The 16,581-nt window shown below is 70.5% G+C and carries 18 protein-coding genes; 9 read left to right on the forward strand and 9 right to left on the reverse strand.

Translation table 11 applies throughout. The features are described from left to right. The first annotated feature begins 56 nt into the window (after positions 1-56). Positions 57-377 carry a hypothetical protein gene (locus FHW12_RS16605; RefSeq protein WP_182532173.1) on the forward strand — a complete coding sequence of 107 codons (321 nt, stop codon included), beginning with the start codon at positions 57-59 and terminating at the stop codon, positions 375-377. A 33-nt stretch (positions 378-410) separates the two neighbouring features. On the opposite strand, the gene FHW12_RS16610 is transcribed toward FHW12_RS16605, so the two are convergent. Further along, complete coding sequence (locus tag FHW12_RS16610; protein ID WP_182532174.1) at positions 411-1,067, reverse strand: response regulator; 657 nt, start codon at positions 1,065-1,067, stop codon at positions 411-413. Beyond that, positions 1,064-2,518: a sensor histidine kinase gene (locus tag FHW12_RS16615; RefSeq protein WP_182532175.1), complete on the reverse strand. Its 1,455-nt coding sequence runs from the start codon at positions 2,516-2,518 to the stop codon at positions 1,064-1,066. The genes FHW12_RS16610 and FHW12_RS16615 overlap by 4 nt, the downstream gene beginning before the upstream one ends. A 163-nt stretch (positions 2,519-2,681) precedes the next feature. On the opposite strand from FHW12_RS16615, the gene FHW12_RS16620 reads away from it, so the two are divergent. Beyond that, positions 2,682-4,805 (forward strand): TonB-dependent receptor, encoded by a 2,124-nt coding sequence (locus FHW12_RS16620; RefSeq protein WP_182532176.1) that lies wholly within the window; start codon positions 2,682-2,684, stop codon positions 4,803-4,805. Positions 4,806-4,859: 54 nt separating this feature from the next. On the opposite strand, the gene FHW12_RS16625 is transcribed toward FHW12_RS16620, so the two are convergent. Next, the gene (locus tag FHW12_RS16625) at positions 4,860-5,015 is read right to left on the reverse strand and encodes a hypothetical protein (RefSeq protein WP_182532177.1); all 156 of its coding nucleotides are present in this window, start codon (positions 5,013-5,015) and stop codon (positions 4,860-4,862) included. Between the two features lie 35 nt (positions 5,016-5,050). Next, positions 5,051-5,731 carry a ribonuclease T2 family protein gene (locus FHW12_RS16630; protein ID WP_182532178.1) on the reverse strand — a complete coding sequence of 227 codons (681 nt, stop codon included), beginning with the start codon at positions 5,729-5,731 and terminating at the stop codon, positions 5,051-5,053. 114 nt (positions 5,732-5,845) lie between these two features. Between FHW12_RS16630 and FHW12_RS16635 the strand changes: the two genes are divergently transcribed. Both FHW12_RS16635 and FHW12_RS16640 read left to right on the forward strand, forming a co-directional pair. Further along, complete coding sequence (locus FHW12_RS16635) at positions 5,846-6,358, forward strand: SET domain-containing protein (protein WP_182532179.1); 513 nt, start codon at positions 5,846-5,848, stop codon at positions 6,356-6,358. Positions 6,359-6,485: 127 nt separating this feature from the next. After that, on the forward strand, positions 6,486-7,625 hold the full coding sequence (locus FHW12_RS16640; RefSeq protein ID WP_182532180.1) for a hypothetical protein: 1,140 nt from the start codon (positions 6,486-6,488) through the stop codon (positions 7,623-7,625). Positions 7,626-7,696: 71 nt separating this feature from the next. Here FHW12_RS16640 and hemE read toward each other — a convergent pair whose 3' ends face one another. Both hemE and FHW12_RS16650 read right to left on the reverse strand, forming a co-directional pair. Continuing rightward, complete coding sequence (gene hemE, locus FHW12_RS16645; protein ID WP_182532181.1) at positions 7,697-8,758, reverse strand: uroporphyrinogen decarboxylase; 1,062 nt, start codon at positions 8,756-8,758, stop codon at positions 7,697-7,699. Positions 8,759-8,841: 83 nt separating this feature from the next. Further along, a complete protein-coding gene (locus FHW12_RS16650) occupies positions 8,842-9,102 on the reverse strand; it encodes a WGR domain-containing protein (protein ID WP_182532182.1) in 261 nt (86 codons plus the stop codon). A 238-nt stretch (positions 9,103-9,340) separates the two neighbouring features. Between FHW12_RS16650 and FHW12_RS16655 the strand changes: the two genes are divergently transcribed. After that, positions 9,341-11,746 (forward strand): TonB-dependent receptor plug domain-containing protein, encoded by a 2,406-nt coding sequence (locus FHW12_RS16655; RefSeq protein WP_182532183.1) that lies wholly within the window; start codon positions 9,341-9,343, stop codon positions 11,744-11,746. A 207-nt stretch (positions 11,747-11,953) separates the two neighbouring features. On the opposite strand, the gene FHW12_RS16660 is transcribed toward FHW12_RS16655, so the two are convergent. The 3 genes from FHW12_RS16660 to FHW12_RS16670 all read right to left on the reverse strand — a co-directional run bounded on the left by FHW12_RS16660 (position 11,954) and on the right by FHW12_RS16670 (position 14,205). Beyond that, entirely contained in the window at positions 11,954-12,499 is a 546-nt protein-coding gene (locus FHW12_RS16660; protein WP_182532184.1) for a sel1 repeat family protein, read from the reverse strand. Between the two features lie 90 nt (positions 12,500-12,589). Further along, complete coding sequence (gene aroB, locus FHW12_RS16665; protein ID WP_182532185.1) at positions 12,590-13,660, reverse strand: 3-dehydroquinate synthase; 1,071 nt, start codon at positions 13,658-13,660, stop codon at positions 12,590-12,592. Further along, on the reverse strand, positions 13,657-14,205 hold the full coding sequence (locus tag FHW12_RS16670) for a shikimate kinase (protein ID WP_182532186.1): 549 nt from the start codon (positions 14,203-14,205) through the stop codon (positions 13,657-13,659). The genes aroB and FHW12_RS16670 overlap by 4 nt, the downstream gene beginning before the upstream one ends. 126 nt (positions 14,206-14,331) lie before the next feature. Here FHW12_RS16670 and xrtH point away from each other — a divergent pair, with 126 nt between their 5' ends. The 4 genes from xrtH to FHW12_RS16690 all read left to right on the forward strand — a co-directional run bounded on the left by xrtH (position 14,332) and on the right by FHW12_RS16690 (position 16,568). Next, on the forward strand, positions 14,332-14,826 hold the full coding sequence (xrtH, locus tag FHW12_RS16675) for an exosortase H (protein WP_182532187.1): 495 nt from the start codon (positions 14,332-14,334) through the stop codon (positions 14,824-14,826). A 78-nt stretch (positions 14,827-14,904) separates the two neighbouring features. Next, positions 14,905-15,108, forward strand: coding sequence for a dodecin family protein (locus FHW12_RS16680; protein ID WP_182532188.1), 204 nt, complete (start codon positions 14,905-14,907; stop codon positions 15,106-15,108). Positions 15,109-15,157: 49 nt separating this feature from the next. Then, entirely contained in the window at positions 15,158-15,856 is a 699-nt protein-coding gene (locus FHW12_RS16685) for a response regulator transcription factor (RefSeq protein ID WP_182532189.1), read from the forward strand. A gap of 160 nt (positions 15,857-16,016) precedes the next feature. After that, positions 16,017-16,568 (forward strand): hypothetical protein, encoded by a 552-nt coding sequence (locus FHW12_RS16690; protein WP_182532190.1) that lies wholly within the window; start codon positions 16,017-16,019, stop codon positions 16,566-16,568. Positions 16,569-16,581 lie beyond the last annotated feature (13 nt).

Consider the following 16,581-nt stretch of genomic DNA (forward strand, 5'->3'; position numbering starts at 1 on the left):
CGCGCGCAACGGGGTCCGCGCGCTTTATCGTGAAATCGCGGGGGCCGGTCGATCGGATGGCGGCCATCCGCGATCGCGAACAGGGGCGCGATGACGATGAGCGACATGCAGTGAGCAACAGCCAGGACGAGGACAGCCGGCGCAACGACCTGCGCCGTCGCATCGCGGAGGAACTGATCGCGAGCGAACTGCGCCGCCGCCAGCGCAAGCGTATCGACGCGGCGCTGCTCGATGCCGCGCACGAATCGAACGTGGACGCGGAATCCGCGGAAACGGCCGCCGCGGAAGGATCGCTGGACGAAGAGCCGCCGGGCGAAGATTGGACGCCCGAAGATGCGCCGGGCGAAGACCCGCCGGACGGGCCGGAACGCGGGTGAACGCAACCGCCGCGGACGCGGCGGTGGCTGGCCTCAGTGCGGCGGTCGCTGCTTCAGGCCGCTCTTCCAGGCGTACACCGCGGCCTGGGTGCGGTCGCTGACGTCGAGCTTGCCGAGCACGTTGCTCACGTGCGTCTTGACCGTCTTCTCGCCGATGCCGAGGCGCTCGGCGATCTGCTGGTTGTTGAGGCCTTCGGCGATCAACGCGAGCACCTCGCGTTCGCGCTGGCTCAGCGATTCGAGCATGTCGGCGCCCGGTTCGCTTTCCTGGCGCAGCAACTCCATCAGGCGCGCCGCGACGCGCTGGTGCAGCACGGCTTCGCCGCGCGCGGCCTTGCGCACCGCTTCGGCGAGCGCGTCCGCGTCGACGTCCTTGAGCAGGCACGAGAGCGCGCCCGCGCGCACCGCCTGGACGATCTGCTGGGCGTCCTCGAACGAGGTGAGCAGCACGACCTGGGTCTGCGGGTTCTGCTCGCGGATCAAGCGCGTCGTTTCGATGCCGCCACCGGGCATCACGAGATCGACGAGCGCGACTTCCGGCGATTTCTCGCGGCACAGGCGGATGGCGTCGCCGCCGTTCTCGGCCTCGCCGACGATCGACAGGTCCGGATAGGTCTCGAGGAAGGCGCGGATACCTTGCCGGACGAGCACGTGGTCGTCGGCGATGACGATGCGTATGGGTGTGTTCATTGGTCCGCAGTCTCCACCACCGCGAAGCTCACGGCAACCCTCAGGCCGCCGTCGGTGCGGGGGGCGAGGTCGAGGCGCCCGCCCGGCAGCAGCAGCGCGCGCTCGCGCAGGTTGCGCAGGCCCATGCCCGCGGCCGGCACCTGCGGCGCGCCGCGGCCGTTGTCGGCGATCACGAGCTCGACGCGGTCCTGGCGTCGCGCGAGGGTGACGTCGGCGCGACTCGCGCCACTGTGGCGCAATACGTTCGAGAGCGCCTCGTCGACGATGCGCAGCAGCGATTCCTCGATCGGGCCGGGTTGCGGCGGCACGTCGTCGAGCGCGGTGTGCGCCGCGATGCCGCTCAGGTGCGCCCACTCGACCACGCGCGTGCGCAGGCGCTCGGCGAACGGCAGTTCGGCGTCGGACGCGCGCAGCTCGTCGAGGATCTGCGCGAGCTCCTGCTGGATCTGCTGGGTCAGGCGCTGCGCCTGCTCGAGGCGCCCGGCGACCGGCGCATCGGCGACGACGCGGCGCGCGGTCGCGAGCTGCAGGTTGAGCGCGAAGGCCTTCTGCTTGACGGTGTCGTGCAGGTCGCGCGCGAGGCGCTGGCGCTCGGCCAGGGTCGCCAGTTGCGCGCGCGTGCGCAGCAGGCCCTTGAGGTCGAGCGCCATGCGATCGAGCAGGGTCGACAGCGCGCCGAGTTCGTCGCCCGAACGGTCGCCGATGCGGTCGGCGAATTCGCCGCGGCTCCACGCGCTCGCCGCGTAGGCGATGCGATTGAGGCGGCGCGTGACCCAGCCGGCGAGGAAGATCGACGAGGCGATGCCGAACACGACGAGGAAGCCGAACACGGTCGGCGACTCGAAACTCGATTCGGACAGCAGGTGCCGCCACGGCGAGGGCAGGTGCAATTCGACCGCGAGCCAGCCGACCGTGTGGCCGCCGGCGTCCTGCAGCGGCGCCAGTGCACGCCGCAGCCGATAGCCGGCGTCGCTGCCCGGCAGCGCGATCGCGGTCGCCGCGGCGGCGGCGCGATCGCGCTCGTCGGCCGACGGTGGCGTCACGTGCGCGCCGCGGTCGGCGGGAGCGGCGACGAGCGTGCGGCCGTCGGCATCGAGCACGGCCGCGCTCACCGGGCGATCGGACAGTTCGAGCAGCAGGTAGGACGCGTCGGGCGTGAGGCCGCCGCGCGGCTGTTGCAGTCGCAGGACCCAGCCGTCGAGCCAGGACTGCAGCGCGGTCGTGCCGTTGCCGCTCGCGTCGCGCAGGCCCGTCCATCGCTCGTCGAGTTCTCGTGCGCCGGCGGCGGCCGCGCGTTCGAGGCTGCCTTCGGCGAGGCCGTGCATCATGCGCTGGAACTCGTGCGACAGGATCACCGCTTCGACCAGCACGAGGGTCGGCAGTGCGAGCAGCGCGTAGAACAGTGCGAGCTTGACGACGAGTCCGCGCAGGCGCGGGCGCAGCAGGGTCATGGGCGGGTCGTCGCGGGCATCGTCGCGCAAGCATACCTGCGCGCTTCGCCGGCGTCCGCGACCGCCGATCCGCCTGTCGGCGGATGGTGTATAGGCCTTGGGGCCGTTATCGGCGGGTGCGCGGCGGCCCAGACTTCGCGGGTCTCTCGGGGAGGAGGTTGTCATGCGGAAGTCCGCAGGAATTCGTCGTGTCCGTCGTACGCTGGCCGTGCTCGCGTTCGGCGCTTCGGTGTGCGCGAGCGCGCAGTCGACGCAGCAGTTGGAGCCGGTCGAGGTCACGACCAGCAAGATCCCGATCGCGCTCAGCGATGTCGCGGCCGACGTCAGCGTCGTCAGCGGCGCGCAGTTGCGCGCGCTCGGCGCGAACGACCTGCGCACGGCGCTGTCGCTCGTCGCCGGCGTCGACATCGGGCCGGGCGGTGACGGCGGTCCGGCCTCGTCGGTGCCTGCGTTGTGGGGCCTGCGCGAGTTCGACGCCTTCCTGCTCGTCGTCGACGGCATCCCGTCCGGTGGCGCGTTCACGCCCGCGCTCGCGACGCTGAACCTCGCCAACGTCGAGCGCATCGAAGTCGTGAAGGGCGCCGCGCCGGTGAGCTACGGCGCGACGAGCTTCGTCGGCGTCATCCACGTGATCCACTACGCCGCGGGGCAAGGGCCGGCGCAGGTCGAGATCGGCGTCGGCAGCCGCGGCAGCGCGCATCTCGCGGCGGTGATCCCGCTGTCGGGCCTCGGCGACGGCTGGAGCCAGTCGCTGCTCGTCGATGCCGACAAGAACGAACTCGCGACCGATCGCGCCGGTTGGGATCGCGCGCACCTGCTGTATCGCGGCGCAGGCGAGGTCGGTGCCGGCCGTTTCTCCGTCGATGCCGACTTCACGCATTTGACCCAGGATCCGACCAGCCCGCATCCGCGCGAGCACGGCGTGTTGACCGAGCGCGTGCCACTCGACGCCAACACCAATCCGCGCGGTGCCGAGCAGGACGAGGACCGCGGCCAGCTCGCGTTCGGCTACGTGCTGCCGACCGCACTCGGCGACTGGAGCACGCGCCTCGCCTATGCGCGCAGCGACGCCGAGAACGTGCGCGGCTTCCTGCGCGAGGACTTCGCCGACGACGGCGTCACGCACAACGCGGACGGCTTCCACCAGCGCGTGCATCGCACCGAGGTGTATTTCGACAGCCACGTCGCGACCACGCTGAACGACCGGGCGACGCTCGTCTGGGGCCTCGACCACCTGTACGGCAAGGGCGACCAGCGCAGCGACAACTTCGAGTACGCGACCCTGCCGAGCGGCGCGAACGCGCCGGACTGGCGCACCTTGCACATCGACGAGGCGACGCGCCTCGACGATCGCCGGAACTTCACCGGCCTGTACGCCGACCTCGAATACGCCGTCACCGACGCCTGGCGCCTCGAGGCCGGCTTGCGGTTCAACCACACGCGCGAGTCGGCCAGCGGCATCGGCGTCGACCTCACCGGCGACGTGCCGGAGGTCGCCGAATCCGGCAGCGACCGGCGCAACGACGACCGCTGGGCCGGCGCGCTCGGCACGAGTTACCGGTTCTGGCAGGACGGCAACGATCACCTCACCGCGTACGCGAGCTACCGCGACACGTTCAAGCCCGCGGTGAAGGACTTCGGTCCCGAGCCGGAGTTCGACATCCTCGAACCCGAGGACGCGCAGAGCGGCGAGATCGGCCTCAAGGGGCGCAACGCCGGCGGCCGTTTCGAATGGGACGTGTCGCTGTTCCGGATGAATTTCCACAACCTCGTCGTGAGCCAGGACGTCGACGGCCTGCCCGGCCTCGCCAACGCCGGCAACGAGCGCTTCAAGGGCGCCGAGGCCGAAGCGCGCTGGCGCTTCGACGACGACCTCAGCGTGGTCGGCACGTGGGCCTGGCACGACGCGCGCTTCGCCGACTACGTGCAGGACTTCGACGGCACGCCGACGCAGCTCGACGGCAAGCGCCTCGAGATGTCGCCGGCGCACCTGGCGAGCGTCGGCCTCGTCTACGCGCCGGCGCAGGGCCTGCGCGCGCACGTCGTCGCCGACTACGTCGGCGAGCGCTGGCTCAACAAGCGCAACACCGCGCTCGCCGATTCGTACACGACGATCGACGCCGGTGTCGGCTACGCGTTCGACCGCTGGGAGCTGCGCCTCGACGGCTACAACCTGTCCGACCGGCGTGACGCGGTCGCCGAGAGCGAACTCGGCGACGCGCAGTACTACCGCCTGCCCGCACGTTCGTACTGGCTCAGCGCGCGCTACATGTTCGGCACCCACTGAACGAACGCGCAGGCCCGCGCACGCCGCGCGGGCCGGCGGCTTCCACGGGCGGACTCAGCGCGAGGCGACGCCGTCGTCGACGGCGACCTCGTGCTCGAAGCCGGTCACCGCGAACCACGTGTCCTCGGAGCCGGCGAGGATCATCACGACCGGCGCCGCGCAGGGATCGGGCGGGGCACCCGTCGCACGCGTGCGGTGAATGCGCGTCATGCCCGCCGCGCGCGGTGCGGCAGCGCGCGCCGAGGTCAGCGCGAGGCGGGGATCGTGAACGGCGCAGACACCGGGCAACCCGTGCGCATGCGCTTGCCGCAGCGGCGCAGCGCGAGGTCCTTGTCGAGGCAGACGCGCACTTCGACGAGTTCGCCCTGGCTGCAGTGCAGGCTCAGCATGTCGTCGGCGAGGCCAGGGTTGGCGCGCTTGAGCGTCGCGCGCAGGTCGTCTGCACGCATCGTCACGTCCTGCGCCGGCGCCTTCAGTTCGGCCGGCACCTGCACCGCCGCGTAGGCGCGGTCGGCGAGACGGAAGTAGGCGGAAGGCGCGAGGCCGCTGCAGCTGCCGTGCGCCTGCCATTCGTGGTTGATGAGGCGTCGGCTCGGCATGAACGCGAGCGTCGCGTCGACGGTCCGGCGGTCCGGCACGTCGTCGGTGCGGCAACGCTGCGGACCGCCGCCACCTTCGTACTGCGGCCACAGGCCGTGCAGCACGAAGCCGTAGCCCTTGTGGCCGCACTGCTCGTCCTCGTCCGGATGCGTCTGGCAGAAGGTCGGCGACCACGACAGCGCCATCACGTAGTAGTCGTAGTGGCCGGCGTCCGACGTCGCCTGTGTCTTCGGTGCCTTCGGCGCGTGCGAATGCCGCGCCGACGCGGCGGTGCAGAATCCGGCGAGCAGGGCGGCGACGAGCAGGGCGGCGTGGCGCTTGTTCATGGCGATCGTTCCGGGGCGCGGTGCGCGCACGCTAGCACACGACGTCGCCGCCTCCGCATGCGCGCGTACGCGTTATGATGGCCGTTCCACTTCCGCAGAATGCCGAATCCACGCATGTCCAGACGCATCGCCGCCCGCCGCTCGCCGATCCACGGCAACGGCGTCTTCGCCCTCGTCGACATCCCGAAGGGCGTCGAACTGATCGAATACCGGGGCAAGCGCCTCACCCACGCCCAGGCCGATCGCCTGTACGCCAACACGAGCGACAGCGGCCACACGTTCCTGTTCACGCTCAACGACAAGTACGTCATCGACGCGACCAGCGAGGGGAACATCGCGCGCTGGATCAACCACAGCTGCACGCCGAACTGCCGCGCGTTGCTCGAGGAGGACGAGGGCGGCGATCCGCGCCGGGACCGCGTGATGATCGAGACCCTGCGTCCGCTGCGCGCGGGCGAGGAACTCACCTACGACTACGGCATCGTGCTCGACGAGCGGCTGACGCCGCGCCTCAAGGCGATCTGGGCCTGCCGTTGCGGCGCGCCGCGCTGCTGCGGCACCTTGCTCAAGCCCAAGCGCAAGCCGGCCGGGGCGGCCAAGCAGGCGGGCAAGCGCGCCCGATCCTGAACGACCCCGCGCGCCTCCCGCGAGCGGTCGGATGACGCGACCGGCGGGCGCGCGGATCGATTGTGCGCACGACGATTTGACGTAGGATGCGCCGATAGAGGGGATCGGGGCGGGGGCACGGGGGCACGTGAGCAACAGCAGGACCATTGCGGTCGTCGGGGTGTCCGAGCAGGAGGTCGCGCATCTGCGCCTGCTGCTGCGCAAGTGCGCGGAAGAGATCGGCCAGACCTGGCGCTGGGGCGACGAAGACACCGCCGACCTCGTCGTCGTCGACATCGATTCCTTCGGCGGCCAGATGGCGCGCACGCGTGCGCAGGGCGCCGGCGTCCGCTGCGCCGTGTTCAGCGATCGCACCGTCGACGGTGCCGACCTCGTGCTGCGTCGCCCGCTCACGCGCGCGAACGTGATCGACGTGCTGAAGCAGGCCGCGACCCCGGTCGTCGCGCGCGCGGACATCGGCGCGCACACCGAGGACTTCTACACGCGCGACCTCGGCGAGAGGCCGCACGCCGACGTTCCGGCGAACGAGCCGGAAATGCGCGAGGCGCCGGTCACGGGCCTCGACGAAGCGCTGCAGCCGCAGCCGCTCGAGCTGCGCGAGATGGTCGGCCGCGACGCGCCGGCGCCGCGCGCGGCACCGGCGGAACCCGCGCGCAAGTACGCGACGCGCGAGAGCATGCTCGCCGACACCGCGCCGCGCGAGCTGCGCGAATACCTCGAGAGCCGCCTGCTGACGATGCCGGCGCGATTCGCCCTCGCTGGTGCGCCGCCGCTGGTGCTCGATCCGAAGAACAAGGTCGCGCACGCGCCGGCCGCGCTCGGTGCGCTCGAGCCGTACTGCCGCGCGAAGTGGCGCCTGTGCGACTGGCAGCCGCTGACCGGCGCCGAACTCGCCGAAGTCCGCGCCGAGCAGCAGTCGCATGCGTACTCGCGCCTGGTCTGGCTGCAGGTGCTGCTGCAGTCCGACGGCCACCTCGCCAAGCACCTCGATCCCGGCGGCACGTACAAGATCAAGCACTGGATCGAGATCGACAAGGATCTCGGCCGTTATTTCCGCATCGCGTCGGCGATGCTGCAGCCGGCGCGCCTGCACGAGATCGCGGCCACTGCGGCGGCGCCGATGGCCGAGGTGTTCAACCTCGTCAACGCGTACGACGCGATCGGCAACATCGAGTGGCAACCGCGCGCGCGGCGCCAGGAGCCCGCGACACCCGCACCGTCGCTGATGGGCCGCATCAAGAAGCCCTGGGGCCGTTCGTACCGCTAAGGGGCCAAGGCTGAAGGATTGAAGCACGGAGCTTGTGCGTGTGCTCCGTGCTCAGACTTTTCAGGTCCCGCTCAACCTCGCGCGCGATACGCGTGCACTTCGTCGACGAGCGCGGCGACGTGGGCGGGATCGATGTCGGGGGTGATGCCGTGGCCGAGGTTGAACACGTGGCCGGGTGCGCCCGCGTAGGCGTCGAGCACCTTGCGCGCCTGCGCGCGGATCGTGTCCGGCGACGCCGCGAGCACGGCCGGGTCGAGGTTGCCTTGCAGCGCGACGCGCGCGCCGACGCGCGCGCGCGCCTCGGCCAGGTCGATCGTCCAGTCGACGCCGAGCGCGTCGCAGCCGGTGTCGGCGAGTGCCTCGAGATGGCCGTTGGCGCCCTTCGAGAACAGGATCAGTGGCACGTCGCGCGTGGCCGGGTCGGCCTTCAGGCGCGCGGCGATCGCCGCGAGCGGTTGCAGCGAGAACTCGCGGAACATCGCTGGCGCGAGCAGCCCGCCCCAAGTGTCGAACACCATCAGCGCCTGCGCGCCCGCGGCCGCCTGCGCGGCGAGGTAGCGCGCGACCGCGTCGGCGAGCGTGCCGAGCAGGCGGTGCATCGTCGACGCGTCCTCGAGCGCGAGCGCTTTCGCGCGCGCGAAGCTCGACGAGCCTTCGCCTTCGATCATGTAGCAGGCGAGCGTCCAGGGGCTGCCGGAGAAACCGATCAGTGGCGCGCGATCGCGCAGTTCGCGGCGCACCAGGCGTACCGCATCCGTGACGTAACGGAGGTCGGTTTCCGGGTCGGGCACGCCGAGGCGCGCGATGTCCGCCGTGCTGCGCAGCGGGCGCGCGAACTTCGGGCCCTCGCCGTCGACGAAATGCAGGCCGAGGCCCATCGCGTCGGGGATCGTGAGGATGTCGGAGAACAGGATCGCGGCGTCGAGCGGAAAGCGCGCGAGCGGCTGCAGGGTCACTTCGCAGGCGAGTTCGGGCGTCTGCGCGAGCGCGAGGAAGCTGCCCGCGCGTGCGCGCGTGGCGCGATACTCGGGCAGGTAGCGGCCGGCCTGGCGCATGATCCAGATCGGCGTCGTGTCGACGGGTTCGCGGCGCAGCGCGCGCAGGAAGCGATGGTCGGGCGTAGTGGTCGTCATGGTCTGCACAACGGAAAGGGAATGCGGTTCGGCCGTCGCGGCGCCGGGCGCGCGGCGGACGTGGAAATGAGGACGGGCCGCGTTCAGCGCGCGTGCGGCCCTTCGAAGCCCTGGCTGAACATCACGTGGAAGCCGCGTCGCAGCTGCGCGTCGCGCGCGTTCTCGAACGCGCTCAGTGCGGCGTCGCGCTCGAGGTAGACCTCGCGCTTGCTGCTCGCGCGGCTGCCCTGCTGGCCCCATTCGCGAAACAGGGTCCAGCCGCCGAGCAGGTCCTGCTGCAGCACGAGCTGGTAGTAGCGCGGCGCGTCCGTGCCGGCGGGCTTGGTTTGCATGAAAAGGCGCATGGGCGTCGCGATCAGAGCATCGTCGATTGTAGCGTCTGCGTCGCAACCGGCGTTAGCGGTGGCGGCCGTGGTCATGTCCCGCCGATCGGTCGCGCACGGCCCGGCGATGCAAGTCGTTGATTCGCCGCAGGCCGCTTTTTCCGGCACCGGCTCGCTCCGCGAATGCGCGATGCGTCGGCTTGCGCGGACGCCGGATCGGGTAAGCTGGCCGCCGCACAGACACCCTGGGGAGGGGATCATGGCTATTTCGCGCTCGCTCGGCGCGGCCATTGCCGCGGCCGTCGGTAGCATCGGTTTCCTGCACGGCGCGCATGCCGCCGATGCGGATCCACAAGCAGGTTCCACCGCGCCGGCGGACGGCAAGGTGACCGAACTCGAAGGCGTGACCGTGCTCGGTTCGCGTCGCTACGACCGCTCCTCGGACACCGAGACGGCCGTGCCGGTCGACATGCTGCCGATGCAGAAGGCGGCCGAGCAGGGCGGCAACTTCGATCTCGCGCAGACCCTGCAGTACACCGCGCCGTCGTTCATCTCCGGCCACCAGACCGGCGCCGACAACGCCGACTCGGTCGACTCGGCCGCGCTGCGCGGCCTCGGTTCGGACCAGACCCTCGTGCTCGTCAATGGCAAGCGCCTGCATTCGACCGCGCTGGTCAACCTGTTCGGCGCGCGCAACCGCGGCAATACCGGCACCGACCTCAACACGATCCCGCTGCTCGCGATCGACCACGTCGAGATCCTGCGCGACGGCGCCGCGGCGCAGTACGGCTCGGACGCGATCGCCGGCGTCATGAACATCGCGCTCAAGCGGCGCAAGGGCTGCGAAGGCATCGTCGGTTACGGCGAGTATTCGCGCGGCGACGGCGAGAACTGGCTCGGTTCGGCCTACTGCGGCTTCCAGGTCGGCAACGACGGCGTCGTCGCGCTGACCGGCGAGTACCTCGACCGCGGCCGCTCGAACCGCTCCGGCCCGGACAACCCGCGCACGATCGGCGACACCGCGGTCAAGAACGGCACCGTCTACTTCAACGGCGACATCCCGTTCGGCGACGGCATGCATTTCTACTTCGACGGCGGCCTGCAGAACCGCGACGCATCGTCGGGCGCATTCGCGCGCGGCGGCCTCGGTTCGGACGACATCCCGTCGCGCAACTCCGCCGCGATGTACCCGGACGGCTTCGTGCCGTTCATCGATCCGTACGTGCAGGATCGCCACGGCACCGCCGGCGTGTGGTGGAACTGGAACGACTGGCGCGTCGACGCCTCGCAGACGTTCGGCTACAACAAGCTCATCGACACGATTCGCCACACGCTCAACGCGTCGATCGCCAACGACGACCTCGAGCACGGCGGCGCCGGCATCAGCCCGACCGAGTTCAACGCGGGCGGCTTCTCGTTCAGCCAGGCGACCACGAACCTCGATTTCACGCGCTTCTTCGACGGCTGGCTGCGCGGCGTCAACGTCGCGTTCGGCGGTGAATTCCGCCACGAGAACTACGAGATCTTCGCGGGCGAGCCGGGCTCGTACATCGACGCCGACGGTCCTGGTGGCGGCAACGCGGGCAGCCAGGGCTTCCCCGGCTTCCAGCCGGTCGACGCGACCGACAAGAGCCGCCACAGCTGGGCCGGCTACGTCGACGTCGAGACGAACTGGACCGATCGCTTCATGACCGACCAGGCGCTGCGCTACGAGGACTACAGCGACTTCGGCTCGACCACGACCGGCAAGATCGCGGGCGCGTTCCGCGTCACCGACCAGTTCCTCCTGCGCGCGTCGGCGAGCACGGGCTTTCGTGCGCCGTCGCTGCAGCAGCGCTGGTTCTCCTCGACCTTCACCGACTTCATCAGCGGCGTGCCCGTCGACGTCGTGCTCGCGCCGAACGGCGGCCCGATCGCGCAGGCGGCGGGCATCCCGAACCTCAAGGAAGAGACGTCGCAGAGCGTCACCGCCGGCTTCACCTGGAAGCCGACCGACGCGCTGTCCGTCACGCTCGACGGCTACCGCATCGACATCGACGACCGCATCGTGCTGACCGGCTACTTCGACACGTCCGATCCCGACATCGGCGCGATCCTCGAACAGCTCGGCGTCGGCTCGGCGCAGTTCTTCGTCAACTCGGTCGACACGCGCACGCAGGGCTTCGACCTCACGATCAGCCACGGCATGGACCTCGGCCAGGGCCGCCTCGAGAGCTTCTTCGCGTTCAACCACGGCACGACCAAGGTGCGCAAGGTGCACACGCCGCCGTCGCTGGTCGGTCGCGAGGATTCGCTGCTCGGCGAACGCGACCGCCTGTTCATCGAGGGCGGCGCGCCGCGCTCGAAGGCGACGCTCGGCTTCGACTACGCGATCGGCGACTGGGACGCGAACCTCAAGCTCATCTACTTCGGCCGCATGACGCTCGGCACGTTCTCCGGCCCGCCGGTGCCGAACCAGCAGTACGGCGCGGCGACGTCGGCCGACGTCAGCCTCACCTACAGCTTCGACGAGAACACCAAGCTCACCGTCGGCGGCACGAACATCCTCGACAAGTTCCCGACCGCGCAGAACCCCGACGAGACCGACAACGGCTTCAAGTACGAAGCGGTGCAGTTCGGCCTCAACGGCGCGGCGTGGTTCGTGCGCCTCGCGCACAAGTTCTGACGACGGCCGCCGCGGACGCGACGCCGCGGGAGTGCTTTCCGGCGCTCCCGCGAACCCTGCAGTCGCCTTCCGATGCGGTTCGACGTGGGAGCGGCTTCAGCCGCGGCGTCAAGCGAACGCCACGGGAAGCGCCTCGCGCCTGAAGCCGATGACCGTCGCGCGCACGCGCCCTGCTTTCGACGGCGCCGGCCGCGATGCCCTTCGCGCTCAGTGCAGCTCGGCGACGCAGCGCTTGAGCAGCAGGTTCGGCCCGTCCTCGCGCGGTGCGCAGACGACGCTGTCGAGGATGTGTCCACCCTGCGTCGCGGTGAGGTTGCAGCTCATGTTCGTCGCGCGCAGGCCGTAATTGTCGATGAGGCGGCGCGACTCGACGTCGGCGATGCGCCGCTGTTCCGGACGCATCGCGGCTTCGATCTTGTCGACGATCGCGTGGTAGCCGCGCTGGTTGACCTCGGCGGCGACCTTGAGCCAGGCGTAGCCGGTGAGGTCGTCGCGCGCCGTGCCCTGACCGAGCAGGTACATGCGGCCGAGCGCGGACTGGCTCTCCTTGTCGCCCGCGCACGCGGTGCGCTGGAATGCCGCGAACGCCTCGTCGTAGCGCTTGCCTTCGTAGGCATGCTTGCCCTTGAGCAGCAACGAGCGGTAGTCACCCGGCAGCACGCGGTCGAAGCCCTCGGCGATCGAGGCGGCGAGGGCGGCGCCGCTCGCGACGAGCGCGAGTGAAACGGCGAGGCGAACGAAGGTCTTCTTCATGGTCACGGGCTTCCTTGATGGATGTGGCCGCAACACTAGCGCACGCGGACGCGGCGCCCCATCGTCCGGAAGTCAGGGTTGCGGCTACCGTCAGGCCGGCGCGAGCACGCCGCGGATCGCGTCCGCCTCGACGTCCGGCACGATCTCCGCGGCACCGATGCCGCGCCAGAGGATGAGGCGCAGGCGGCCGCCGAGATTCTTCTTGTCGAGCTGCATGAGCGACAGCAGGCGACCGGGATCGGCCGGCGGCGCCGCGGTCGGCAGGCCGAATGCGGCGAGCAGGCGGGCGAGGCGTCGCGCATCCTCGCGCGGCGCGCGTCCGAGGTCGGCCGACAGTCGCGCGGCGAGCACCATGCCGATCGCGACGGCTTCGCCGTGCAGCAGCGTGCCGTAGCCGGTCGCGGTCTCGAGCGCATGGCCGAACGTGTGGCCGAAGTTGAGCAGCGCGCGCTCGCCCTGCTCGTGCTCGTCGCGCGCGACCACGCCGGCCTTGTGGCGGCAACTCGCCGCGATCGCTTCGGCGAGGATCGCCTCGTCGCGCGCGTCCAGCCCGTCGACGTGGCGTTCCAGCCAGTCGAAGAACGCGGCGTCGCCGATCGCGCCGTACTTCACCACTTCGGCGAGGCCGGCGCGGTATTCGCGCTCCGGCAGCGTCGCCAGGGTCGTGGTGTCGGCGATCACCGCGCGCGGCTGGTGGAACGCGCCGACGAGGTTCTTGCCCGCAGGCAGGTTCACTCCGGTCTTGCCGCCGACCGACGAGTCGACCATCGCGAGCAGGGTCGTCGGCATCTGCACGAAATCGATCCCGCGCATCCAGCACGCGGCGGCGAAGCCGGCGAGGTCGCCGATCACGCCGCCGCCGAGCGCGAGGATCGTCGCGTCGCGGTTCGCGCCGAGCGCGGCGAGCGCTTCGAACACGCGCGCCGACGTCGCCAGCGTCTTGTGCGCTTCGCCGTCGGGCAGCACGAGGTTCGCATGGCGGTATTCGCCGAGGCCGGCCTCGACCTGCGCGAGGTACAGCGGCGCGACCGTGTCGTTGCTGACCACGAGCACGTGCCGCCCGCGGATCGCGGTGCGCCAGCGGTTCGCGTCGGCGAGCAGGCCGGCGCCGACGTGGATCGGGTAGGTGCGCTCCCCGAGCGCGACGTCGAGCGAGATCATGCAGCCTCCGGGTTGCCGCGCCGCCAGCGTGCCTCGAGCAGGTCGAGCAGGTCGTGCGCCGCGTGCGCGCAGTTGCCGACGCCGGTCGACGCGAGGCGCAGATCGGCGACTTCGGCGTAGAGCGGGTTGCGCTCGTCGGCGAGTTTCTCCAGCCGTTCGCGCCGGTCGGGCGCCTGCAGCAGCGGCCGCTGGCGATCGCGCGCGAGGCGCGCGAGTTGCGCGTCGACGTTGGCGTCGAGCCAGATCACGAAGCCGTTCTCGCGCAGCACGCGCCGGTTCTCCGCGTCGAGCACCGCGCCGCCGCCGGTCGCGAGCACGATGCCGCGGCGCGCGGCGATCTCGGCGAGCATCGAACGCTCGCGCCGGCGGAAGCCCGGCTCGCCCTCGAGTTCGAAGATGAGGCTCACGGCGGCACCCGTATGCGCCTCGATCTCGTGGTCGAGATCGATGAACGGCATGCGGAACAGGTCGGCGATGAGGCGCCCGACGGTGGTCTTGCCGGCACCCATCGGACCGACCAGGAACAGGCTGGGTGCGGGATTCATGCGGGAATGCTAGCAGGGCCCGACGCCCCGGCGGAGGCACGCGCGGCGCGCGTCGCCGGCGACGACCTATACAATCCACCGACACGCGGCGCACTGCCGCCCACGACGACCGCCGCTGCCGCCGCCATGCTCCGCTTCATGCTGTTGTTCGCCGCCATCTTCATCGCGTTGTTCGTCGCCGAGCTGATGCAGCCGGTCGACCGGCACGTGATCGAGCCGTTCACGGCGGCGATCGCCAAGATCAGCGTGTGGCTGGTCGGCCTGTTCGATTCGCAGGTGATCGCGTTCGGCAAGGAACTGCACAGCACGCGCAACGGTTTCGCGATCTCGATCGAGCGCGGCTGCAACGGCGTCGAGGCGGTCATCATCCTCGTCTCGGCGATGCTCGCGTTCCCGGCGCCGTGGAAGCACCGGCTCGCCGGCATCGGCATCGGCTTCGTCGCGATCCAGCTGCTCAATCTCGTGCGCATCATCAGCCTGTTCTACCTCGGGCAATGGAGCCCGGTCCTCTTCAAGTGGTTCCACTTGTACCTTTGGCAGGCCCTGATCGTGCTGGACGCGCTGGTCGTGTTCCTGGTCTGGTTGCGCTACGTGCCGCGCGAGTACATCGAACCGTCCTGAGGCGAGCCGCGCGCCCGCATGTCGCGCCCGCGCGCGGCTTTGCTATAGTGGGGTCGCCTTCCCGCAAGGAGCCTGATCATGTCCGTCGCCAAGGTCATCGAACTCAGTGTTTCGTCGCCGAAAGGCATCGAGGATGCCGTCCAGCAGGGGCTGCGCAAGGTCTCGCAGACGGTCAAGAACATCCGCGGCGCCTGGGTCAACGAGATCAAGGTCGTCACCGGCGAGGATGGTGCGATCACGGAGTGGCGCGTCAACATGCGCGTCAATTTCGTCGTCGAGTGAGCCGATCCGCCGAGGGAGCGCCCGCCCACGCCCACCCGACACTGCCATCATGAACAAACTCGGACTGGTAGTGGGCCTGCTCGAGGATGATCAGGACATGGCGGCACTCGTCGGCCAATGGCTGGAGGAAGCCGGCTACGCGACGCGGCTGTTCCGCAGCGTCGGCGAGTATCGGCGGCGCCAGGGCAGCGAAGCGGTCGACCTGCTGCTGCTCGACTGGATGCTGCCCGACGGCAGCGGGATCGAGGTCATCGAAGGCATCCGTTCCTCGGCCAACAGCCGCCTGCCGGTCGTGTTCCTGACCGCGCGCGACAGCGAGGACGACATCGTGCGCGGCCTCGCCAGCGGCGGCGACGACTACGTCGTGAAGCCGCCCAAGCGGCGCGAGCTGATCGCGCGCGTGAGCGTCGTGCTGCGCCGCCACGGCGCCGACGCCGAAGCCGCGGAGACGATCGACCTCGCGCCGTATTCGCTCGACGCCAAGCGTCGGCGCATCAGCGTCGACGGACGCGAGGTCGACCTGACCCAGCGTGAATTCGACCTGGCGAGCTTCCTGTTCCGCCGCCACGGCCGCATCGTCAGTCGCGACGCGCTGCTCGAGAACGTCTGGAACCTCAGCTCGGCGGTGTCGACGCGCACGGTCGACACGCACGTGAGCCGCCTGCGCAAGAAGCTCGAACTCAGCGGCGAGCACGGCTGGCGCCTCGCCGCGATCTATCAGCACGGCTATCGGCTCGAGCAGATCTGAGCCGGCCGGCGCGCCGGCCGCGGCGCGCGACCACACACACCGGGAGATCGCGATGGCCACCGCAGCGAAACGGAGTCCCCGCCGGAAGGCCGATCCGCGCAAGCGGCCGGCGCCCGAGCGCAGGGCGGCGGCGACGCGTACGCACACGAGGAGCAAGACCATGGCAGATCCGAAGAAGCCCGCCGCGGACGGCGGCGCCGACCGCAACGTCGATCAGATCCGCGACATCCTGTTCGGCGGCCAGATGCGCGACTACGAGCGCCGCTTCCAGGATCTGAACCAGCGCTTCGAAGCCGAGCTCGTGCGCCTGCGCGACGCGCAGGACAAGCGCCTCGCGCAGATCGACAAGCGCCTCGACGACCAGCTCGAGAAACTGGGCAAGCTCGTGCGGCAGGAGATCGAGGACCGCAACGGCGCGATCGACGACCTCGAGTCGCGTCTGCAGCAGGCCGCGCGCACCGCGCGCGGCGAGGTCAACAAGGCCCTGGAGGCGCTCGCGCGCGAACTCGCGCGCAGCGACGAACGCCTGCGCGACACGATCTCGGAACTCGGCGCGAGCCTGCATGCGCGGGCGGGCGAAGCCGATTCCGCGCTCGCGCGCGCCGGTGCCGAACTGCGCGCGGAGAAGGTCGGCCGCGACGACCTCGCCGCGTTGCTGACCGAGTTCGCCTTGCGCCTGCGCGGCGACTTCGACCTGCCGTCGCCGAAATAGGAGGCGGACGGAG

The organism is Dokdonella fugitiva (genome assembly GCF_014138265.1).
In the GTDB taxonomy this organism is placed as follows: domain Bacteria; phylum Pseudomonadota; class Gammaproteobacteria; order Xanthomonadales; family Rhodanobacteraceae; genus Dokdonella_A; species Dokdonella_A fugitiva_A.